Below are 23106 nucleotides of genomic sequence, written 5' to 3'. Positions count from 1 at the left end.
ATGGCTAATATCAAGACCATGTCCTTTGACGCAATTGTTATCGGCGGCGGCGGTTCCGGCATGCGTGCCGCGCTCCAGTTGACCGAGTCCGGCGTCAATACCGCGTGTATCACCAAGGTTTTCCCGACGCGGTCTCATACGGTCTCTGCCCAAGGTGGCATCACCTGTGCGATCGCCAGTGCTGATCCGAATGACGACTGGCGCTGGCACATGTATGACACGGTTAAAGGCTCGGACTACATTGCCGACCAGGATGCCGTCGAGTACATGTGTTCCGTTGGTCCTCAGGCGGTATTCGAGCTTGAGCACATGGGTCTTCCGTTCTCGCGCACCGAGCAGGGCCGTATCTATCAGCGTCCGTTTGGTGGTCAGTCCAAAGGCCCTGATAACCCGACTCAGGCAGCACGTACCTGTGCCGCTGCTGACCGTACCGGTCACGCCCTGCTTCACACTCTGTACCAGGCCAACATCAAGGGCGGAACCACCTTCCTTAACGAGTGGTACGCGGTAGATCTCGTCAAGAACAGTAAGGATGAGGTCGTTGGTGTGGTTGCCATTGAGGTTGAGACCGGCGAAGTCGCCTACATCAAATCCAAAGCGACCGTTCTTGCTACCGGTGGCGCGGGACGTATTTACGCCTCCACAACCAACGCGCTGATTAACACCGGCGACGGTATCGGTATGGCACTGCGTGCCGGTTTCCCGATGCAGGACATGGAAATGTGGCAGTTCCACCCGACCGGCATTTACGGAGCGGGAACGCTGGTGACCGAAGGTTGTCGGGGTGAGGGTGGCTACCTGATCAACGCCGAGGGTGAGCGTTTCATGGAGCGCTATGCGCCGAACGCGAAAGACCTGGCGGGCCGTGACGTTGTCGCCCGGGCAATGGTGATCGAGATTCTGGAAGGTCGTGGCTGCGGTCCGGATAAGGACCACGTTCTGCTGAAGCTGGATCATCTGGGTGAAGAGACCCTGAACCTGCGCCTGCCGGGCATCTGTGAGCTGTCCCGCACCTTTGCGCATGTGGATCCTGTCAAAGAGCCGATCCCGGTCGTGCCTACCTGTCACTACATGATGGGCGGCATTCCGACCAACGTTGGTGGTCAGGCGTTGACCCAGGATGAAAACGGAAAAGACAAGCCAATCCCCGGGCTGTTCGCCTGTGGCGAGGCAGCGTGTGTATCGGTACACGGCGCCAACCGTCTGGGTGGTAACTCTCTGCTGGACCTGGTGGTGTTTGGTCGCGCAGCTGGCCTGCACATTGAAGAGCAGCTTCGCGGCGGCTTCGAGGTAGACGGTGCCAGTGAGGACGATATCAAGCGTGCCATGGCGCGGCTTGACCGCCTGAACAACGCAACCGAGGGCGAGAGCGTTGCAGAGGTCCGCAAGGATCTGCAGAACTGCATGCAGTTGTACTTCGGCGTGTTCCGTGACGGCAAGAGCATGGAAGAGGGTCTCAAGAAGCTGGAAGCGATTGGTGAGCGTGTTCGCAACACCAAGCTGGCCGATACCAGCAACGCCTTCAACACCGCCCGTATCGAAGCGCTCGAGCTGGATAACCTCTACGAGGTTGCCCTGGCTACAGCGGTTTCCGCCTTTGAGCGGAAGGAAAGTCGCGGCGCTCATGCCCGGAACGACTACACCGAGCGTGATGATGAGAACTGGCTGAAGCACTCCATGTTCTTCCCGCTGGAAAAGCGTGTGGGCAAGCGTGATGTGAACTTTGCACCGAAGACGGTGGACAAGTTCGAGCCGAAGGTCCGGACTTACTAAGGGGGACTCCGAAAATGTTAGTAAGCCTTTATCGTTATAACCCGGAGACTGACAACGCGCCTTACATGCAGGACGTGGATGTTGATATTCCGGAAGGCAAGGATCTCATGGTTCTTGATGTGCTGAACCTGATCAAGGAGCGGGATCCTTCAATGGCCTACCGTCGTTCCTGCCGGGAGGGCGTGTGTGGCTCTGATGGCATGAACATGAACGGCAAGAACGGCCTGGCGTGTATTACGCCGGTCTCCCAGGTGGTGAAGGGCGACAAGCTGGTGCTGCGTCCGCTGCCGGGTCTGCCGGTTATTCGTGATCTGGTTGTAGATATGAGTCTTTTCTACAAGCAGTACGAAAAGGTCATGCCTTACCTGATTAACGACAAGCCTGCTCCCGCGATCGAGCGGCTGCAGTCTCCGGAAGACCGCCAGAAGCTGGATGGCCTGTACGAGTGTATTCTCTGTGCCTGCTGTTCCACGTCCTGTCCGTCGTTCTGGTGGAACCCGGACAAGTTTATCGGTCCTGCTGGCCTGCTTCAGGCTTACCGTTTCCTGGCGGACAGCCGGGATACAGCCCAGGACGAGCGACTTGCCGGCCTTGATGACCCGTTCAGTGTATTCCGCTGCCGGGGCATTATGAACTGTGTCAGTGTCTGCCCGAAAGGTCTGAACCCCACAAGGGCTATCGGCCACATTCGGAATCTTCTGCTGCAAAGGGCGACTTAAGCAGCAGGATTTGCGACAGACGCTATACTGTTCTGATCAGGTTAGTACCCGGAAGGCCTCGCAAGTTTGCGGGGCCTTCAACCAAAGGCTTATAGTCAAAAGTCTTACCCGGGTGCACACTACGCAAGCCGTGGCGGGAACTTATAAAGTTTTCTCCCTGTTTTGCTGAGTACAAAAACCACCGGGGAATGGAAAACATCCATGTCGGGTGTGGTGGCCAAAGTCGATCCCGTAAAAACCCGTATTGACTGAGATATACCCCTGGCCGACCATATCGGGCTCCCCGCACCAGCCCAAGGTGAGCTATTCAAGATGCACGAAAGCATAATGGAGCAGTTATGGCAGACTTCCCACCTTCAGGGTGGAAATCTCGCCTATGTTGAACAGCTTTTTGAAACCTACCTGACAGACCCCAATGCCGTTCCCGAAGAGTGGCGCAGCTATTTCGACAAACTCCCCAGTGTCGATGGCTACAAAGGCCGTGACATTGTCCACTCTTCCATCCGCGAACAGTTCGAACACATCTCCCGTAACCAGCGCTTTCTCGCCAGTGGCGGCGTTCCCGCCAGTGCGACGTCGGATGCGGACAAAAAACAGATTCGCGTTCTCCAGCTGATTAACGCCTACCGCTTCCGCGGCCATCAGGAAGCGAAGCTGGACCCGCTCGGTGTTTGGCAACGTCCCAAGGTTGAAGACCTCGATCCCGAATTCCATGAACTGTCCGACTCTGACCGTGACCTCGAGTTCCAGACCGGCTCACTGAACCTCGGCTCCGAGACCATGAAGCTCGGAGATATTGTCGATGGTTTGCGCCAGACCTACTGCGAAAGCATTGGCGCTGAATACATGCACGTTGTCGATACCCGCATCAAGCGCTGGTTCCAGCAACGCATGGAGCCGGTTCGTTCACGTCCCGCATACGAGGACAACACCCGTAAGCACATCCTTGAGCGACTGACGGCTGCCGAAGGTCTCGAAAAGTACCTGGGTTCCCGTTATCCGGGTGTGAAACGCTTTGGTCTTGAGGGTGGCGAAAGTCTCATTCCCTGTCTGGACGAGCTGATCCAGCGTGCCGGTTCCTACGGCGCCAAGGAAATCGTTCTGGGTATGGCGCACCGTGGTCGCCTGAACGTCCTGGTCAACACTCTGGGCAAGAATCCGAGAGAACTCTTCGACGAGTTTGAAGGCAAGAAACTGGCCGATTCCGGTTCAGGTGACGTGAAGTACCACCAGGGCTTCTCATCCAACGTGATGACACCAGGTGGCGAAGTGCACCTGGCGATGGCTTTCAACCCGTCGCACCTGGAAATCGTTTCGCCGGTGGTTGAAGGCTCCGTTCGGGCCCGCCAGACCCGTCGCAACGACGAGGATGGCAGCAAGGTAGTGCCAATCATCATGCACGGTGACGCGGCGTTTGCCGGCCAGGGCGTTGTGATGGAAACCTTCCAGATGTCCCAGACCCGTGGGTTTGGCGTTGGTGGCACCATTCATATTGTTATCAACAACCAGGTTGGTTTCACCACCAGCAAGCAGGAAGATGCGCGGTCCACGGAGTACTGCACCGACGTGGCCAAGATGATTCAGGCGCCAATCCTGCATGTGAATGCGGACGACCCTGAAGCGGTCATGTTCGTGACCCAGATGGCCATGGACTACCGCAACGAATTCAAGAACGACGTGGTGATCGATCTGGTCTGCTATCGTCGTCGTGGTCACAACGAGGCGGATGAGCCGGCCGCAACCCAGCCGGTCATGTACGAGAAGATCCGTAAGCTGAAGACCACTCGCAACCTGTACGTTGACCAACTGGTGGAAGCCGGTGTTATCACCGAGGAAGAAGCCAAGCAGATGGAGAACGACTACCGTGACGCCCTGGACAATGGCGAGCACGTGGTCAAATCCCTGGTCAAGGAGCCCAACAAGGAGCTCTACGTAGACTGGACACCGTACCTGGGCCACGAGTGGACGGCCAAGTGCAAGTCCAGCGTTGCGCTGAAGACCATCCAGAAGCTGGGCAAGAAACTGACCTCGGTCCCTGAAGGTTTCAGTATCCAGCGCCAGGTCTCCAAGATTGTGTCCGACCGCGAGAAAATGACCGCCGGCGCCCTGCCGATCAACTGGGGCTACGGTGAAGTCATGGCCTATGCGACGTTGCTCAACGAAGGGCATCCGATCCGCATTACCGGCCAGGATGTTGGCCGCGGCACCTTCTCGCATCGCCACGCGGTTCTGCACAACCAGAAAGACGGCTCGACTCATATTGCCCTTGAGCAATTGTCGGAAGACCAGCCGAAATTCGAAATTTACGACTCGCTGCTCTCGGAAGAAGCCGTTATGGCGTTCGAGTACGGTTATGCGACCACGGCGCCTGATGGCCTTGTGGTCTGGGAAGCACAGTTTGGCGACTTCGCCAACGGTGCCCAGGTCGTGATCGATCAGTTCCTGACCAGTGGTGAGCACAAGTGGGGGCGCCTCTGTGGCCTGACCCTGCTGCTGCCTCATGGCTACGAAGGGCAGGGGCCGGAGCATAGCTCTGCACGCCTCGAGCGTTTCCTGCAGCTGAGCGCCGAACATAATATCCAGGTCTGCGTGCCGACCACGCCGTCGCAGGTATTCCATATGCTGCGTCGCCAGGTGAAGCGCCCGCTGCGCAAGCCTCTGGTTGCCATCACGCCCAAGAGTCTGCTGCGGCACAAGGAAGCGACGTCCGATCTTGACGATCTGACCACCGGTACCTTCAAGACCGTGCTGCCTGAGAAAGAGCCGTCCGATCCGAAGAAAGTCACCCGTCTGATCCTGTGTTCCGGCAAGGTCTATTTTGATCTGCTCGAGAAGAAGAAGTCGGACGAGCGTGAAGACGTCGCCATTGTCCGGATCGAACAGCTGTATCCTTTCCCCGGAGACGACCTTGACGAGCTCCTGAGCGAGTACACCAAGCTCAAGCACGTTGTCTGGTGTCAGGAAGAGCCGATGAACCAGGGTGCCTGGTATTGCAGCCAGCATCACATGCGTAATGCGCTGCACCGCCTGAATCCCAAGCTGTACCTTCAGTATGCCGGTCGTGACGCTTCGGCTGCTCCTGCCTGTGGCCATATGTCGGTCCACATTGAAGAGCAGAAGAAACTGGTTAACGACGCGTTTGAAATTTGACGAGCTACCGAACTAAGGATCTGTAATGTCAACTGAGATTAAAGCCCCCGTTTTCCCGGAGTCGGTCGCGGAAGGTACTGTCGCGACCTGGCACAAACAGCCGGGTGAAGCCTGCTCCCGTGACGAGCTGATTGTCGATATCGAGACCGACAAGGTCGTTCTTGAGGTGGTTGCGCCTGCTGACGGCGTGATCGAAGAAATCATCAAGAACGAAGGCGATACCGTTGAAAGTGGTGAGGTAGTCGGCAAGTTCAAGGAAGGTGCCAAGGGCGAGGCCAAGCCTGCCGAGGGCAAGAAAGAAGAGGCCAAGGAAGAGGCTCCGAAAGAAGAGGCCAAGAGTGAAGCCGCTTCCGGCGAAGCGATTCTGAGCCCGGCAGCGCGTAAGCTGGCCGAGGAAAACAACGTTGATCCGAACAGCATCCAGGGTACCGGCAAAGATGGCCGTGTAACCAAGGAAGACGTTCAGAACCACGTGGACAGCGCCAAGTCCTCCGGTGGTGCTTCCGCGCCCCAGCCTGCGGCGGGTATGCCGGAAGTGAACGTCAGCCAGGGCGAACGTCCAGAGAAGCGCGTGCCGATGACCCGCCTGCGTGCGAGCATCGCCAAGCGTCTGGTCAACGCGCAGCAGAGCGCAGCCATGCTGACCACCTTCAACGAGGTGAACATGGCGCCGATCATGGAACTGCGCAAGCAGTACCAGGAGAGCTTTGTAAAGCGTCATGGTATCAAGCTTGGTTTCATGTCCTTCTTCACCAAGGCGGCCACCGAAGCCCTGAAGCGGTTCCCCGCGGTGAACGCGTCCATTGATGGTAACGACATGGTTTACCACGGTTACCAGGATATCGGCGTGGCCGTATCCACGGATCGTGGTCTGGTCGTTCCGGTACTCCGCGATTCCGACGCCATGGGCCTGGCCGACATCGAGAAGAAGATCGTTGAATACGGCACCAAGGCGAAAGAGGGCAAGCTGGCCATTGAAGACATGACCGGTGGTACCTTTACGATTACCAACGGCGGCATCTTCGGCTCGCTGATTTCCACACCGATCCTGAACCCGCCACAGACTGCAATCCTGGGCATGCACAAGATTCAGGAGCGTCCGATGGCCGTGAACGGCAAGGTGGAAATTCTGCCGATGATGTACCTGGCGCTTTCTTACGACCACCGAATGATTGATGGCAAGGAAGCGGTGCAGTTCCTCGTTGCCATCAAGGAAATGCTTGAAGACCCGGCACGTATTCTGCTGGACGTCTGAGTCGACTTTAAACGTATCGGAAAACGGGATTAACTATGTCTGATAAATACGACGTCATTGTTATTGGTGCGGGCCCGGGCGGCTATGTTGCTGCCATCAAGGCTGCCCAGCTGGGTCTCAAGACCGCGTGTGTCGAATCCTGGACCGCCGAAGACGGCAAGGCGCAGGTACTTGGCGGTACCTGCCTGAACGTGGGCTGTATTCCCTCCAAGGCACTGCTGGAGATTTCCCACAAGTTCGAGGAAACCACCCACGATTACGAGATGCAGGGCATCATCGCCAAGGATGTCAAGATGGACATCGGCAAGATGATGGAGCGCAAGGCTGGTATCGTGAAGCAGCTGACCGGCGGTATCGCCGGCCTGTTCAAGTCCAACGGCGTTACCTCCATCCACGGCCACGGCAAGTTGCTGGCCAACCGCAAAGTGGAAGTAACTGACAAGGACGGCAAGTCCAAGACCTACGAAGCCGAAAACATCATTCTGGCCACTGGCTCCAAGCCGATCCAGATTCCGCCTGCGCCGTTCGATGGCGAGTACATCGTGGATTCCGAGGGAGCCCTCGAGTTCACCGAAGTGCCCAAGCGTCTGGGTGTGATCGGTGCCGGTGTTATCGGCCTGGAGCTTGGCAGCGTCTGGGCACGTCTGGGCTCCGAGGTGACGGTCCTTGAAGCGGTGGATACCTTCCTGCCGGCGGTGGATCAGCAGGTTGCCAAGGACGCACTCAAGCAGTTCCAGAAGCAGGGCCTGAACATCGTCATGGGTGCTCGCATGACCGGCGCTGAAGTCAAACGCAAGCTGGTCAACGTTACCTATGAAGATTCCAAAGGCAAGCAAGAAGCCAAGTTTGACAAGCTGATTGTTGCCGTTGGACGTCGTCCGTACACCGATAACCTGCTTTCCGAGGATTCCGGTGTGCAGATGGACGAGCGCGGTTTCATCTTCGTGGATGACAACTGCAAGACCGAGGCGCCGGGTGTCTGGGCTATCGGTGACGTGGTCCGTGGCCCAATGCTGGCCCACAAGGCGTCCGAAGAGGGCATCATGGTTGCCGAGCGCATTGCCGGGCACAAGCCCCAGGTCAACTACGACTGCATCCCCAACGTGATCTACACCTCGCCGGAAGTTGCCTGGGTTGGCAAAACCGAAGAGCAGATGAAGGCAGAAGGTGAAGAGTACAACGTAGGTACCTTCCCGTTTGCGGCCAACGGTCGTGCGATGGCTGCAAACTCGGCGTCCGGTCTGGTCAAGATCATTGCCGACGCAAAAACTGACCGCATTGTCGGTTTCCATGTAGTTGGTCCCCAGGCCTCTGAAATCGTTGCCCAGGGCGTAATCGCCATGGAATTCGGTTCCAGCGCCGAAGATCTGGCCCTGACCTGCTTTGCACATCCGACTCTGTCCGAGTCCGTGCACGAAGCAGCTCTGGCCGTCGGTGGTGGCGCGATTCATATCGCCAACCGCCGCAAGAAGAAGTAACGCAAACCAGGAATTTTTTAATTCGGGACATTAACTATGAATTTGCATGAATATCAGGGCAAGCAGCTTTTCGCTGAATATGGCCTGCCCGTATCCAAAGGCATTGCCTGTGATACTCCCAAGGAAGCAGTAGCAGCTGCTGACGAAATCGGCGGTGATGGCTGGGTAGTGAAGGCCCAGGTGCACGCAGGCGGCCGTGGTAAGGCTGGTGGCGTTAAGCTGGTCAAAAGCAAAGACGAGATCCGTGAGTTTGCCGAAAAGTGGTTGGGCAAGAACCTGGTAACCTACCAGACTGATGAAAATGGCCAGCCGGTCAGCAAGATTCTGGTTGAATCCCTCACCGACATCGACCAGGAACTGTACCTGGGCGCGGTCGTTGACCGTGGCACCCGTCGCATCGTGTTCATGGCCTCCACCGAGGGCGGTGTTGAGATCGAGAAGGTTGCCGAAGAGACCCCCGAGAAGATCCTGAAAGCCGAAATCGACCCGCTGGTTGGCGCTCAGCCGTACCAGGGCCGTGAGTTGGCCTTCAAGCTGGGCCTGGAAGGCAAGCAGATCGGTCAGTTCACCAAGATTTTCATTGGCCTGGCCAAGCTGTTCGAAGAGTGCGACCTCGCGCTGGTAGAGATCAACCCGCTGGTTATCACCCCGGCCGGTGACCTGCATTGCCTCGACGCCAAAGTTGGTGTTGACGGTAACGCCCTGTATCGCCAGAAGAAGATCCACGAGATGCACGATCCCTCCCAGGAAGATTCCCGGGAAGCGGAAGCGGCCAAGTGGGAGCTCAACTATGTGGCCCTGGAAGGCAACATTGGCTGCATGGTCAACGGTGCTGGTCTGGCAATGGGCACCATGGATATCATCAAGCTTTCTGGTGGCCAGCCTGCCAACTTCCTGGACGTTGGTGGCGGTGCAACCAAGGAGCGTGTTTCCGAAGCATTCAAGATCATCCTGTCTGACTCCAACGTCAAGGCGGTTCTGGTCAACATCTTCGGCGGTATCGTTCGCTGCGACATGATTGCAGAAGGCATCATCGGTGCCGTTAAGGAAGTCGGCGTCAAGGTTCCTGTTGTGGTTCGCCTTGAAGGCAACAACGCGGAGAAGGGTACTCAGGTACTCGCCGATAGCGGCCTGAACATCATTGCCGCTACCAGTCTGTCGAATGCGGCAGAGCAAGTTGTTAAAGCCGCAGGGGGTAAATAATGAGCATCCTGATTAACAAAGACACCAAGGTTATCTGTCAGGGCTTTACCGGCGCACAGGGCACCTTCCACTCAGAGCAGGCAATTGCCTACGGCACCAAGATGGTTGGCGGCGTTAGCCCCGGCAAGGGTGGCACTGAGCACCTCGGCCTTCCGGTGTTCAACACCGTTCGTGACGCCGTTGAAGCAACCGGCGCAGAGGCGACCGTTATCTACGTACCGGCGCCTTTCTGTAAAGACGCTATTATCGAAGCCGCGGATGCCGGCATTCAGCTGATCGTCTGTATCACTGAAGGTATCCCGACCATCGATATGCTGTACGCTAAGGAATACGTGGATCGCAAGGGCGTTCGCATGATTGGTCCCAACTGCCCGGGTGTTATCACTCCGGACGAGTGTAAGATCGGCATCATGCCTGGCCACATCCACAAGAAGGGCAAGGTTGGTATCGTGTCCCGCTCAGGTACCCTGACTTACGAAGCGGTCAAGCAGACCACCGACTTCGGCTACGGTCAGTCCACCTGTATCGGTATCGGTGGCGACCCGATCCCGGGCTCCAACTTCATCGACATTCTGGCCCTGCTGCAGGAAGATCCTGAGACTGAAGCCATTGTGATGATTGGTGAGATCGGCGGTACCGCCGAAGAAGAAGCCGCGGCCTACATCAAGCAGAACGTCACCAAGCCGGTGGTTTCCTACATCGCTGGTGTTACTGCGCCTCCGGGCAAGCGCATGGGCCACGCTGGCGCCATCATCTCCGGTGGTAAGGGTACTGCAGACGAGAAGTTTGCCGCCCTGGAAGACGCTGGCGTTCGCACCGTCCGCAGTCTGGCCGAGATCGGCCAGGCCCTGAAGGAAGTCACTGGCTGGTAAGCTGGCCTTCTTTGAGCAAAAACCCCCGTTTCTGCCCTGCAGAGCGGGGGTTTTTTATTTATAATGCCGGGTCGCCTGAACTATGATGGCGGTTCCAATATCAAATAAGGAGTTCGTGCTTTGAGTTCTGTAGATTCCCAGCAAAGGGTTTTGTCCGGCATGCGTCCGACCGGCAAGCTTCACCTTGGCCACTACCACGGTGTGCTGAAAAACTGGGTTAAACTCCAGCATGAATTCGAATGCTTTTTCTTTGTGGCGGACTGGCACGCCCTGACCACCAACTATGACGACCCCTCCGGCATTGAGCAGAGCGTCTGGGACATGGTCATTGACTGGCTGGCGGCCGGTGTGAACCCGGGTTCGTCCACCATGTTTATTCAGTCACAGGTACCCGAGCACGCAGAATTGCACCTGTTGCTGTCGATGATTACGCCTCTCGGTTGGCTGGAACGTGTGCCGACCTTCAAGGACCAGCAGGAGAAGCTGCGGGAGAAGGATCTGGCGACCTACGGATTTCTGGGTTACCCGTTGCTTCAGAGTGCAGACATTCTGGTTTACCGGGCAGGGAAGGTACCGGTCGGTGCCGATCAGGTGTCCCATGTTGAAATCACCCGGGAGATCGCCCGTCGCTTCAACCATATATACGGTCGTGAGCCCGGATTCGAGGAGCAGGCAGAAGGCGCCATCGTGAAGATGGGCAAGAAAAACGCCAAGCTGTACCGCAATTTAAAGAAGCGCTACCAGGAAGAGGGCGACATGGACGCCCTGGAAACTGCTCGTGCGCTGTTGAAAGAACAGCAGAACATCTCCCTGGGCGATCGCGAGCGTCTGTACGGCTACATCGAGGGTGGTGGCAAGGTGATTCTGCCAGAGCCGCAGCCGCTGTTGACACCGGAGTCCAAGTTGCCGGGTCTGGATGGGCAGAAAATGTCCAAGTCCTACAACAACTATATTGGACTGCGGGAGGAGCCGGACAGCGTTGCCCAGAAGGTCCGCACCATGCAGACCGATCCCCAGCGAGTCCGGCGTACGGATCCGGGTGAACCCGAGAAATGCCCGGTGTGGGGGATGCACAAGATCTATTCGGACGCGGACACCCAGGAGTGGGTACAGACCGGTTGTCGCAGTGCCGGCATTGGCTGCCTTGATTGCAAGAAGCCGTTGATTGACGCGATTGTCGAAGAGCAGCGTCCGCTCCACGAGCGCGCGCGTGAGTATGAGGGCAACCCGGACTTGGTTCATTCCATTCTCCAGGAAGGTCGCGAACACGCCCGCGATGCTGCCAGAGATACCCTTGAGGAAGTCCGGGCGGCCATGGGGCTTCATTACCGCTGAATCCGCAGGAATCGGTCCCGCGGGCACAGAGCCGCGGGACCGATCCGGAGAGAAAGGTTATGACCGAAGAATCCACCGATCAGGCGACGCCGGAAGCTCAGGACGCCGGCCCGGAGCAATCGCCCCTGGCGCTGGTGTCCGGCAAGCCGGTGGTGGATCTTCCCAAGGACCTGTACATTCCGCCGGATGCCCTGGCGGTCTTCCTTGAAGCGTTTGAAGGCCCGCTGGACCTTCTGCTGTACCTCATACGTCGCCAGAACATGAACATACTGGACATCGACGTCAGCGAGATTACCCGGCAATACATGGATTACATCGGCGCCGTCGAGGCCATGCGCTTTGAACTGGCTGCCGAATACCTGGTGATGGCGGCCACCCTGGCGGAAATCAAATCGCGGATGCTGTTACCTCGCCAGGAAAGCGACGATGAAGAAGAGGTCGATCCTCGTGCCGAACTGATTCGTCGGCTTCAGCAGTACGAACGGTTCAAGCAGGCCGCCGAGGATATCGACGAACTGCCGCGGCTGGAGCGGGATAACTTCGCAGCCTCGGCCGCCCTGCCCAGGATGCCGTCAAGTCAGCCCCATCCCGATGTGGATCTGAGGGAGATGCTGCTGGCCCTTCAGGGTGTTTTACAGCGCGCAGACCTGTTCACCAGTCACCATGTTGAGCGTGAGAAGCTGTCCACCCGTGAACGCATGTCGGCAATCCTTTCGGTGCTTCAGGATGACCATTTTGTGACCTTTGAGAGCCTGTTCACGGTCGAAGAGGGGCGGCTGGGGGTTGTTGTAACCTTCCTGGCGACGCTTGAGCTGGTCAAGGAGCAGTTGATCGAGGTGGTTCAGGCGGAAGTTCTCGGGCCGATTCATGTTCGCGCCAGGGCGGCAAGTTAGGGCCCCTGGAAGTCGGAAGCACGGAAATACGGATCAGACACCATGAACGAAGAGCACCTGCTGAGAATCCAGGCAATTGCCGAGGCCGCCCTGCTGGCGGCGGGCAAACCGCTGTCTCTTGACCAGCTGCGGGAATTGTTCAGTGAAGGGGAGCGGCCGGCGCGACAGGTCATGGAGCACGTCATGGTGCTTCTTGAAGCGGCCTGTGAAGGGCGAGGCTTCGAGCTGAAAAAGGTCGCCAGTGGCTACCGACTCCAGGTGCGTGAGGAGTATGCGCCCTGGGTGGGTCGACTGTTCGAGGAAAAGCCCCAGCGTTATTCACGGGCCTTGCTGGAGACCCTGGCACTGATTGCTTACCGACAGCCCATCACCCGGGGTGAAATCGAGGACATCCGGGGTGTTACGGTAAGCAGCAATATCATTCGTACACTGCTTGAGCGAGAGTGGGTGCGCGTCGTTGGGCATCGGGATGTCCCGGGGCGGCCGGCCATGTACGCGACCACGAAACAATTCCTGGATTACTTTAATCTCACGGGCCTGGACCAGCTACCGCCCCTGAATGAAGTCCGCGATCTTGAAGAAATCGGCCGGGAAATTGAGAAGAACATGCAGGGTGAGATCGAGTTCGAATCCACGACTGCCGAGAACGACGACGAATCTTCGAGCCAGACACTTCACTGACGCCATTCGGGTGTCAGTCAGAAACTAAGGATTGATTACATGGCGGCAGAACGCCCCAACAAACCAGCCAGACCCGCCCGTGACACAGCCAGTCAGGGCGGCCCTGAGCGTATTCAGAAATTGCTCGCCCGGGCGGGTGTTGGTTCGCGCCGGGAAATCGAGGGCTGGATGGAAGCCGGTCGTCTCCTGGTCAATGGACAACCGGTGGCACCAGGGCAGAAGGCGTCCGTTGAGGACCGTTTCGAGCTCGATGGCAAACGACTGGAAGTGTCCGGCGCGGCTGAAGTGATGCGCCGGGTGCTGATTTATAACAAGCCCGAGGGCGAGGTCACTACCCGAAAAGACCCTGAGGGCAGACCGACGGTGTTTGATCGTTTGCCACGTCTTAAAGAGCATCGGTGGATTTCCATTGGCCGGCTTGATATCAACACCACTGGCCTGGTGCTTTTTACCACAGACGGAGAGTTGGCAAACCGGCTGATGCATCCTTCCAACCAGATTGACCGGGAATATGCGGTACGTATCTTTGGGGAAGTGGACGACGCCATGATCGAGCGACTGCTTCAGGGCGTTCTCCTGGAAGATGGCATGGCCAAGTTCACCGATATCTCTCCGGCCGGTGGCAGCGGTATGAATCGCTGGTTCCACGTTACCCTGCTGGAAGGGCGCAATCGGGAAGTGCGTCGCCTGTGGGAATCCCAGGGCGTTCGCGTCAGTCGGCTGAAACGCGTGCGTTACGGGCCGATCTTCCTGCCAAGCAGGCTGACCGTGGGAAAATGGGAAGAGCTGGATCAGCGGGCGGTAGATACCCTCAGTCGAACCGTTGGTCTCGAGTCGGTCGAGATTCCCCAGAAAACGCCAAACGAAAAGGCAGCCCACGATCGCCAGAGGCGCAAGAGCCCTGGCCGGTCCGGAAAGAAAACTCCTGGGAATAAATGGGCGGTCAGCGACACCAAGCCCGCCAGGCCCGCCGGGCGTGCTCCCAGGCCAGAGAGAGCCCGAAGCAAGACGCCGCGGGGTTAAGCGTCACGAAATGGTGGCAAACACCCGGGTGCAGTTACGACCCTGGTGTTTGGCACGATAGAGCGCTTCGTCAGCCCTGGCCAGCCAGGCCTGCGGGGCTTCCTGGGGCAGAAACGTAGCAACGCCGCAGCTGGTTGTGACTTTCAGCTCCTTTTCTCCGCCATCCACCCGGATTGCCGCGATCGCTTTGCGAACCCGCTCCGCCACATCTTTTGCATCCTGCTCCGAGGTATGCGGCAGCAGGATGGCAAATTCCTCGCCACCAAAGCGATACACTGAATCAGATGTGCGGATGGACTTCTCGATTTTCGCCGCCGCGATCTGAAGGATATGGTCGCCTACCACGTGACCATGTGTGTCGTTGATCGTTTTGAAATGATCCAGGTCGCAGAGCACAAGTGAATATGGTTCGCCATGTCTTTCCGACAACAGGCTGGAGCGCTGAAGCGCGTCATCCAGGGCGCGTTTGTTGGGAATGCTGGTCAGGGAATCGGTCAGAGACGCCTGCTCAATGGCGACGTACTGGCAGGCGTTACGAATCGGACAAATGGCAGCGCCCAGAATTATCTCGATGCCTTCAAGCTCCTGTTCGGTGAACCTCTGACGGCGTTGCAGCACAAGAGTCCCGTAATTGACGCCCTCAAGGCTCAGACGATACTCGCAGCGGTGCGGGCCGCCCATTCCGGTGGCATAGACGAAATCCTGTTTACCGATCCGGTGGCGGTAGTTGAGGGAACTGAACGGGATAATGGCGACCAGTTCTTCGGCCAGGATGGCCAACTGTTGCTCCAGCGACAGGGTAGTCGAGAGCCGTCGTGTCAGTCTTGCGAGCACATCCGGCGTATTGGTCCAGTCCTGATGTGCCTGACGCAGCGCAGCCAGTTTCTGGGGCTGGGAAGGAGACTGATGGATCGACGGTATGTTTTTCACTACGGTTCACTCTGTCGCAGAAATTTACAGTGCTTTCGGGGTCAAAAGCAGAAACCGTGCCTACTTAAAAAATAACAACAAAAACAGATGCTAATGAACTATTTTTCACTCAATTTATGATTTTTCCGCGGTAGTTCAGGAATTGCTGTCAAAAAACCGGCAGTGATTTGCCGGGATGCGTTCCTGACCGCTCAAAATGTCAGACAAGGGGTGGGGCTATAGATTCCCTGTGGTAAACTTCTGCGTTTGAAATCGTGCCGTCTTCAGGAATGAGTGACCAACTTTATGAGGTTTCAGGCCCCGGAAAGTCTGTCTGAACAAATTGCCCAGCATCTGGGGCAAAGAATCATCACGCGAGATCTCAAACCCGGCGAACGCATTCAGGAACTGAAAGTGTCGGGTGAACTGAATGTCAGCCGAGGCTCTGTGCGGGAAGCGCTACTTATTCTGGAGCGCCGCCATCTGATCGAAATTTTCCCGAGGCGGGGCGCGGTTGTCTCCAGCCTGACGCCGGAGAGCGTCAACAGCCTCTATGATATCTACATCGATCTTCTCTGTATGCTCGGACGAAAGGTACTTGAACGTTGGTCCGGCAAAGAGCTTGGCGGTGTCATGGGGCAGGTCCGTGAACTGCAGGCGGTCATTGACGCCCTCAACGCCACCAGCGCAGACGCTGCCGAGCAGGTCATCGACGCCGGATTCGGGGTAATGCGCTACGCCTACGGGCTGGTTGAGAACCCTTTTCTTGAGGAGACTCTCGAGAACTTCCGGCCGGCCATCAGCCGAACCTATTTTGTGGCGCTGGAGCACTTCCGGGAAGAAATTGGGGAAACCGCGACCTTCTTCCGGCAGTTGGCCGAGGCTGCCGTTGATGACGACGCGGAACGATTGCAAGCGGTCATACAGGCCTTTGGCGAACACCAGCGGCAGCAGGTGTTGACGATTCTCCGGCAGGAGGCGAGCGCCTGATATGCGTCTGAAGTCCATCAAACTGGCTGGCTTCAAATCCTTCGTTGATCCAACCACCGTGCCGTTCCCATCGAACATGACAGCCGTGGTCGGGCCAAATGGGTGTGGCAAGTCCAACATCATCGACGCGGTGCGCTGGGTGATGGGGGAAAGCTCCGCCAAGTACCTGCGCGGCGAGTCCATGACAGACGTTATCTTCAACGGCTCCAGCGCAAGAAAGCCGGTAGGTCAGGCCTCCATAGAACTGGTGTTCGATAACAGCGATGGTTCGGCCCCGGGTGAATTTGCGAAATTCAACGAAATCTCTGTTCGCCGCCGGGTTTCTCGCGAAGGGCAATCCGAATACTTCCTGAACGGCTCCAAGTGCCGGCGTCGGGACATTACCGATCTGTTCCTGGGGACTGGCCTTGGCCCGCGGAGCTACGCCATTATCGAGCAGGGCATGATCTCCCGCCTGATCGAGGCAAAACCGGAAGAGCTCCGGATCTACATTGAGGAAGCGGCCGGCATCTCAAAATACAAGGAACGTCGCCGGGAAACGGAGAATCGCATCCGTCGGACCCAGGAAAATCTGGAACGGCTGACCGACCTCAGGGAGGAGCTGGGCCGACAACTGCAGCACCTGGAGCGCCAGGCGGCAGCGGCGGAAAAGTACAAGGCTTACAAGCAGGAAGAGCGCCAGAAGAAAGCCGAACTGACGGTACTGCGCTGGCAATCCCTCGACAATGACCTGCAGGCCTGGCGGGGCAAGATCCGGGACACCGAGCTTGAGCTCGAAAAATACCTGACCGAACGCGTCAGCCTTGAGACCTCTCTCGAATCCCTCCGGGACAATCATCAGGAACGGACCGAACATTTCAATCGGGCCCAGGCACGCTATTACGAGGCCGGCGCGGATATCGCCCGTATCGAACAGAGTCTTGAGCACCAGCGCGAACGGAGCCGGCAGATGGCCGCGGAACTGGATCAGGCCATGGCCAACCAGCGCGAACTGGCCAGGGAACTGGAGCAAGACGAGGACAAGCTGGCGGGTATCCAGGAAGAGCTGGACATGATGGAGCCCGAACAGGAAGCGTTGGCGATACGCTCTGAAGAGTCGGGCGAGAAACTGCAGCAGGCCGAAGACGCCATGAGCGACTGGCAGCACCAATGGGAAGATTTCAGCGCCCGCTCGTCGGATGCCCGGCGCCAGGCCGAGTTGGCCCAGTCCAGGATTCGCTCGCTCGAAGACGCCATTGAGCAACTGCTCACTCGGCAACGCAAACTGCAGGATGAGCAGGAATTGCTGGAAGGCCAGATGGATCGGGCGGAACTTGAGGAGCTGCTGGAACAGCAAGAAACACTGGAGCTTAAACGGGAAGAAGCGGCTGAGCGCATTGCGGCGATCCAGGATGAGCTCTACGACGCCCGGCAGCATCAGCGTGACGCCGAGCAGGCCGTCTCGGAGGAGCGCCAACGGGTCCAGAGCCTTCGCGCCTCTCTTGAGTCTCAGCAGGCGCTTCTGGATGAACAGATGGGGGCCGGAGATGATGTCCTGCAATCCTGGCTTTCCCGGAACGATTTGGGCGATATGCCCCGGGTAGCCAGCCAGCTCGATATTGCCGATGGCTGGGAGTTTGCGGTTGAACAGGTTATCGGGCGTTTTACCCAGGGCCTGTGTCTTCCCGACATCGACCAGCTCTCCTCGGCGATGAGAGAAGCGCCAAGGGGCCTGGCACTCGTTGAAGCCGGGGCGTCTGGTAATGCTGGAACAACGGGCCTGGCGGCCAAGGTTTCCGGTGTGCCCGGAATTGCCTCGTTGCTTCACGGCATTGACGCGGTGGAAACCGTTTCCGATGCCATGGGTATGCGAGCCGGCCTCCAGCAAGGGCAGAGCCTGATGACCCCGGAAGGCGTCTGGGTGTCCCGGGATTGGGTATTGATGCCGGACTCCGACGCAGGCCAGGTCGGGGTGATTGAACGACAAAAGAAAGTTACCGAATTGGCTTCGCAACTGACAGAGGCTGAGGAAGCACTGGAGGCGGCCAGCGAGAAACTGGACGAATTGCACGAGCGTGCAGAGCGCTCCGAATCTGCCCGGGATGAGGCCCAGGCCCGTTTGAGCGAGGCAGACCGCGAGCTGAGCTCGCTGTCGTCCAGGGTCAGCGGCCTGCGAGCCCGAGCCGAACAGATTGACGCCCGTCTGCAGAGAATCCGGGACGATATCGAGGATGTCTCTGAAAACCTGGAGGGCCAGAAAGAGAGCCTGCAGGAGGCCCGGGAAGAATGGCAACTGGCGCTGGCGTCCAGTGAAGACAGCGATGAAGAAAAAGAACGGCTTCTCGAGCAGCGGGACAGCCTGCGCGAGAACCTCGACAGTCTGCGCCAGGAGGCCCGGCATGACCGTGACCACGCGCATCAGTTGCAGCTGCAGCTCCAGACTCTGCATAGTCAGCGGGACGGTCTGAGGCAGACGATTGACCGGATGCAGTTGCAGAAAGAGCGTATCGATGAGCGACTGGAGATTCTGAGGGAATCCCGGGAAAGCGCCGAGGAACCCATTGAAGATCTGCAGATGCAGCTTGAAGGCCTGCTGGATCGCCGATTGGCGGAAGAGGAGAAGCTGGGCGCGGCGCGCGACGCCCTGGAAGAGATCGACCGTGAGGTCCGGGAGAAAGAGCAGGGCCGAAGCGGCACCGATCACCGCATCCAGGAAGTCCGGTCCAGGCTGGAACAGTTGAAGATGGAATCCCAGGCCCTGGAAATCCGCTCTGGCAATCATATCGAGCAGCTCAAGGAGCTGGACGTAAAACTCCAGGACATTCTGTCGCAGTTGCCTGAAGGTGCGAATGAGAAAGACTGGGCTGACGAGCTGGAGCGCATCGGCAACCGGATACAACGATTGGGCGCCATCAACCTCGCGGCTATCGAGGAGTACCAGGTACAAAGCGAGCGCAAGACCTACCTGGATTCCCAGCACGAAGATCTGATGGAAGCCCTGGAAACACTCGACAATGCGATCCGGAAGATCGACCGGGAGACCCGTCAACGCTTCAAAGAAACCTTTGATCAGGTGAACGGCGGCCTCCAGGCGCTCTTCCCGAAGGTGTTTGGAGGTGGTAATGCCTATCTGGAGCTTACCGGCGAGGATCTTCTGGAAACCGGCGTTGCGATCATGGCCCGGCCACCTGGCAAGAAGAACAGTACCATCCATCTGTTGTCAGGTGGTGAAAAGGCCCTCACGGCGATCGCTTTGGTGTTCTCGATTTTCCAGCTGAACCCGGCACCCTTCTGTATGCTGGATGAGGTGGATGCACCGTTGGATGATGCCAACGTGGGTCGCTATGCCAACATGGTCAAGGAGATGTCGAAGCAGGTTCAGTTCATCTACATTACCCACAACAAGATTGCGATGGAGATGGCGGATCAGTTGATGGGGGTCACCATGCATGAACCGGGATGTTCGCGGCTGGTATCGGTGGACGTGGACGAAGCCGAAGCTCTCGCGGAGGCTTGAGGCTGTTCAGAAATCGGGCAACCATGACAAAAACGCCATCTGGCCCGGGTGTGCGTTGTATTCATTACGGGCTTTTCTTAGAGTAGCAACGTTACGGGATCTGCAAACAGGACAGCAGCACTATGTCACTTAGGGAATGGTTAATTGCCATCGGTACCCTGGTTATAATCGGCATTGTCATTGATGGCGTGCGCCGGATGCGGCGCGCCCGGAAGGAATCCATGGCGATTTCATCCGGTATGGGCGCCGACGAGCTGGAGGATTCGCCACTCGACGACGAGTACAACCCCGAGTTGCCCAATGGCGGAGCAAGAACCATTTCCCGCGATACCCTCGAAGAACGGGGCTATGTGAAGCGCGAAAAGCCCAGCCGATTCGGTTCTCCGAAACCCAAGCCGACCCGTCCTGTCACTGCCGCTGCCAAATCGGAGCAGCCCGAATCGTCAGAACCGGATCCACAAACGGAAACCGAACCGACGGCTGAGCGCTACGAAGAGTCCGTTGAGTCGGAGCCCGATTTCGGACTTTCCAGTCAGGAGCCTGAGGAAACCGAGCTCGAATCCGGCTGGGGCGCCATTGAAGACGAGGCGGAAGCCGTCCCGCCAACGGTCACGACCGAAGTGGAAGAGGACACTGCGCGGCGTGAGCCCTCCCGACCGTCGGCCGGTCAACCTCTGGCGGGCGCGAATCGCCCCGAGGCCAGAGAAGTGATTGTCATCAACGTGTTGGCGAAGAGCGACGAGGACTTCAAGGGGCCGGCGTTGAAGAAGCTGTTCGAAGCGTGCGGTCTGGAGCACGGAGACATGGACATATACCATCGCCATGAAGAATCCGATACCACTAGTCCCGTTCAGTTCAGTGTTGCCAACGCCGTGGAACCCGGCACATTCAAACCCGGGGATATGCCGGCCCTCACCACGCCCGGGATCAGCTTTTTCATGAGTATGCCGGGGCCCACCAATGCGCTGCAGGCATTCGACTTCATGCTCGAAACCGCCCAGGCAGTGGTACGTAACCTTGGCGGGGAACTGAAAGACGAGCGCCGAAGCGTGATGACCCCGCAAACTATCGAGCACTGCCGCCAGAGAATCCGCGAGTTCGAGCGTAAGCAACGTTCCCAGAAAGTGTGAAACCAGGCGGTAACAGATGGCCCGATGCCCGGTTCGCTCCGGGCATTTTTTTGAGAAACGAGAGTGCCAGTCCATGAGCAAAGCCACGCCCGATATTACCCAGCGTGTAGAAGAACTCCGTTCGGTTATTGATGATCACAACTACCGGTATTACGTGCTGGACGATCCCCGTATTCCCGATGCGGAATACGACAGGCTGTTCCGTGAGCTGCAGACCCTGGAAGCCGATTATCCGGAGCTGGCCTCAGATACCTCGCCCACCCGGCGGGTTGGCAGTGCCGCGGAAACCAGTTTTGAGGAGGTGGTTCACCGGCTGCCTATGCTGTCGCTCGACAACGCCTTCAATGAGGATGAACTGCGGGAATTCGATCGGAGGGTGAGGGACCGGCTGGGCATCAGCGAAGATGTGGAATACGTGTGCGAACCCAAACTCGATGGGCTGGCGGTCAGTCTGCACTACGAGAATGGCGCCCTCACCACTGCCGCCACCCGGGGTGATGGTTACTCCGGAGAGGACATCACCGCCAATATCCGAACGATTCCTTCGGTGCCATTGAAGCTGCGGGGCGAAGATGTGCCGGATCTTGTAGAGATCCGTGGCGAAGTTTACATGCCCAAGGACGGTTTCGAGCAACTGAATCGTCGACTGGCCGAGCGCGGGGAGAAAACCTTCGTAAACCCCCGGAACGCGGCGGCTGGCAGTCTCAGGCAGAAAAAGTCCACGGTCACGGCGAAGCGTCCGCTGGAAATGTGCGCCTACAGTGTTGCCGTGACGGACGAGAGCCTGTTGCCCGATACCCAGTGGGATGGCCTCCAGCGCGTTCAGAGTTGGGGTTTCCGGATCAATCCCGAGATGCGCAAGGCGAAAGGCGTGGAGGAGTGCCTTGAGGCCTACAGCGAGCTAATGGCCAAGCGGGACACGCTGCCATATGAAATTGACGGCATAGTGTTCAAGGTGAACCGCCTTGACCAGCAAAATGCCCTGGGTTATGTCTCGAGGGCGCCGCGCTGGGCGATTGCCCACAAGTTCCCGGCGCAGGAAGAGCTCACCGTTATTGAGGATGTGGAGTTCCAGGTGGGGCGAACGGGTGCCGTTACCCCGGTGGCCCGTCTCAAGCCTGTGTTTGTCGGTGGCGTGACCGTCAGCAACGCCACTCTCCACAACATGGACGAAATCCGCCGGCTCGATGTTCGCATCGGCGATACCGTGTTTATCCGTCGCGCCGGTGATGTGATACCCCAGGTGGTCAAGGTGGTTCCCGAAAAGCGTCCGTCGGGCGCCAGGGAAGTGAAATTGCCTGCCCATTGCCCGGTCTGCGATTCCGACGTTATCCAGATTGAAGGGGAAGCGGTAGCCCGATGCTCTGGCGGCCTGTTCTGTCCGGCTCAGCGCAAGGAAGCCATCCGTCACTATGCTTCCCGGAAAGCCCTGGACATTGAAGGGCTGGGTGACAAATGGATCGACATCATGGTTGATCAGGGCATGGTAAAAACCGTGGCCGACCTTTATCACCTGACCACCGATGATCTGGTCAAACTTGAGCGGATGGGGGAGAAGTCGGCCGCCAACCTGGTCGCTGCCATCGATAAAGCCAGAAAACCCGTTCTATGGCGTTTTCTATACGCGCTTGGGATTCGCGAGGTGGGGGAGGCCACCGCCAAGGGCCTGGCTTCGCACTTCGGGACTCTCGAGGCCATTGCCGCCGCCGATGAAGAAAGCCTGCAGTCAGTTCCCGATGTCGGGCCGATTGTCGCTGGTCATATCCGCAGCTTCTTCGAACAGACCCATAACCGGGAAACCCTGGATGCGCTGCGGGACGCCGGCGTGGAATGGCAGGAAGAGCAGATCCAGAAAGGGGATAAGCCCCTGAAAGGCCAGACCTGGGTGCTGACGGGCACGCTCTCCGGAATGACTCGTGACGAAGCCAAAGAAAAGCTGGAGTCTCTGGGAGCCAAGGTGGCCGGAAGCGTCTCCAAAAAGACCGCCTGCGTGGTAGCGGGCGAGGCCGCGGGTTCCAAGCTGGCGAAGGCCGAACAGTTGGAGGTTCCTGTCCTGGATGAGGCGGGCCTGGTTGCTCTGCTGCAGGAACATGGCGTGGATGCGGGCTAACCGAATCTGAGAACTCGCGCAGATCCCCTGCGTAACAAATTGGCTACCATGGCGTTGTTCTGTAACGGTGTGTAAACCGCCCGGTGTTT

General features: G+C 58.0%; 16 protein-coding genes. 15 read left to right on the top strand and 1 reads right to left on the bottom strand.

The genetic code is table 11. The features are described 5' to 3' along the window. The 11 genes from sdhA (at window position 1) to rluB (ending at window position 14382) form a co-directional block, all read left to right on the top strand. Entirely contained in the window at window positions 1–1773 is a 1773-nt protein-coding gene (gene sdhA / locus WA411_RS12230) for a succinate dehydrogenase flavoprotein subunit (protein WP_064228096.1), read from the top strand. A gap of 14 nt (window positions 1774–1787) precedes the next feature. Further along, entirely contained in the window at window positions 1788–2492 is a 705-nt protein-coding gene (locus tag WA411_RS12225; RefSeq protein WP_064228097.1) for a succinate dehydrogenase iron-sulfur subunit, read from the top strand. A 312-nt stretch (window positions 2493–2804) separates the two neighbouring features. Further along, window positions 2805–5642, top strand: a complete 2838-nt coding sequence (locus WA411_RS12220) for a 2-oxoglutarate dehydrogenase E1 component (protein ID WP_064228098.1) — start codon at window positions 2805–2807, stop codon at window positions 5640–5642. Window positions 5643–5667: 25 nt separating this feature from the next. Then, window positions 5668–6897 (top strand): 2-oxoglutarate dehydrogenase complex dihydrolipoyllysine-residue succinyltransferase, encoded by a 1230-nt coding sequence (gene odhB, locus WA411_RS12215; RefSeq protein ID WP_064228099.1) that lies wholly within the window; start codon window positions 5668–5670, stop codon window positions 6895–6897. Between the two features lie 35 nt (window positions 6898–6932). After that, on the top strand, window positions 6933–8375 hold the full coding sequence (lpdA, locus tag WA411_RS12210; protein WP_064228100.1) for a dihydrolipoyl dehydrogenase: 1443 nt from the start codon (window positions 6933–6935) through the stop codon (window positions 8373–8375). Between the two features lie 36 nt (window positions 8376–8411). Then, window positions 8412–9578, top strand: coding sequence for an ADP-forming succinate--CoA ligase subunit beta (sucC, locus tag WA411_RS12205; RefSeq protein ID WP_064228101.1), 1167 nt, complete (start codon window positions 8412–8414; stop codon window positions 9576–9578). Next, complete coding sequence (gene sucD / locus WA411_RS12200; protein ID WP_064228102.1) at window positions 9578–10450, top strand: succinate--CoA ligase subunit alpha; 873 nt, start codon at window positions 9578–9580, stop codon at window positions 10448–10450. The genes sucC and sucD overlap by 1 nt, the downstream gene beginning before the upstream one ends. Before the next feature lie 120 nt (window positions 10451–10570). Next, window positions 10571–11785: a tryptophan--tRNA ligase gene (locus WA411_RS12195; protein ID WP_083231878.1), complete on the top strand. Its 1215-nt coding sequence runs from the start codon at window positions 10571–10573 to the stop codon at window positions 11783–11785. A 59-nt stretch (window positions 11786–11844) separates the two neighbouring features. Further along, entirely contained in the window at window positions 11845–12678 is an 834-nt protein-coding gene (locus tag WA411_RS12190; RefSeq protein ID WP_064228103.1) for a segregation and condensation protein A, read from the top strand. A 42-nt stretch (window positions 12679–12720) separates the two neighbouring features. After that, the gene (gene scpB, locus WA411_RS12185; protein WP_069185010.1) at window positions 12721–13359 is read left to right on the top strand and encodes an SMC-Scp complex subunit ScpB; all 639 of its coding nucleotides are present in this window, start codon (window positions 12721–12723) and stop codon (window positions 13357–13359) included. 39 nt (window positions 13360–13398) lie between these two features. Then, complete coding sequence (gene rluB, locus WA411_RS12180; RefSeq protein ID WP_291907479.1) at window positions 13399–14382, top strand: 23S rRNA pseudouridine(2605) synthase RluB; 984 nt, start codon at window positions 13399–13401, stop codon at window positions 14380–14382. 3 nt (window positions 14383–14385) lie between these two features. Here rluB and WA411_RS12175 read toward each other — a convergent pair whose 3' ends face one another. Beyond that, window positions 14386–15312, bottom strand: coding sequence for a GGDEF domain-containing protein (locus WA411_RS12175; RefSeq protein WP_291907476.1), 927 nt, complete (start codon window positions 15310–15312; stop codon window positions 14386–14388). Between the two features lie 285 nt (window positions 15313–15597). Between WA411_RS12175 and WA411_RS12170 the strand changes: the two genes are divergently transcribed. The 4 genes from WA411_RS12170 (at window position 15598) to ligA (ending at window position 23017) form a co-directional block, all read left to right on the top strand. Further along, entirely contained in the window at window positions 15598–16281 is a 684-nt protein-coding gene (locus tag WA411_RS12170; protein ID WP_064228107.1) for a GntR family transcriptional regulator, read from the top strand. A 1-nt stretch (window position 16282) separates the two neighbouring features. Next, the gene (smc, locus tag WA411_RS12165; protein ID WP_291907471.1) at window positions 16283–19777 is read left to right on the top strand and encodes a chromosome segregation protein SMC; all 3495 of its coding nucleotides are present in this window, start codon (window positions 16283–16285) and stop codon (window positions 19775–19777) included. 122 nt (window positions 19778–19899) lie between these two features. Further along, window positions 19900–20907: a cell division protein ZipA gene (gene zipA, locus WA411_RS12160; RefSeq protein ID WP_291907469.1), complete on the top strand. Its 1008-nt coding sequence runs from the start codon at window positions 19900–19902 to the stop codon at window positions 20905–20907. A gap of 73 nt (window positions 20908–20980) precedes the next feature. Next, a complete protein-coding gene (ligA, locus tag WA411_RS12155) occupies window positions 20981–23017 on the top strand; it encodes an NAD-dependent DNA ligase LigA (RefSeq protein WP_291907466.1) in 2037 nt (678 codons plus the stop codon). The last annotated feature ends 89 nt before the right edge of the window (window positions 23018–23106 follow it).

The sequence above is a fragment of the Marinobacter sp. CH_CUG1437-1 genome (assembly GCF_037029655.1).
GTDB classification, from domain to species: domain Bacteria; phylum Pseudomonadota; class Gammaproteobacteria; order Pseudomonadales; family Oleiphilaceae; genus Marinobacter; species Marinobacter salsuginis.
The sequence above is the reverse complement of the archived record's forward strand: the minus strand, read 5'-3'. Positions and strand labels throughout refer to the sequence as shown.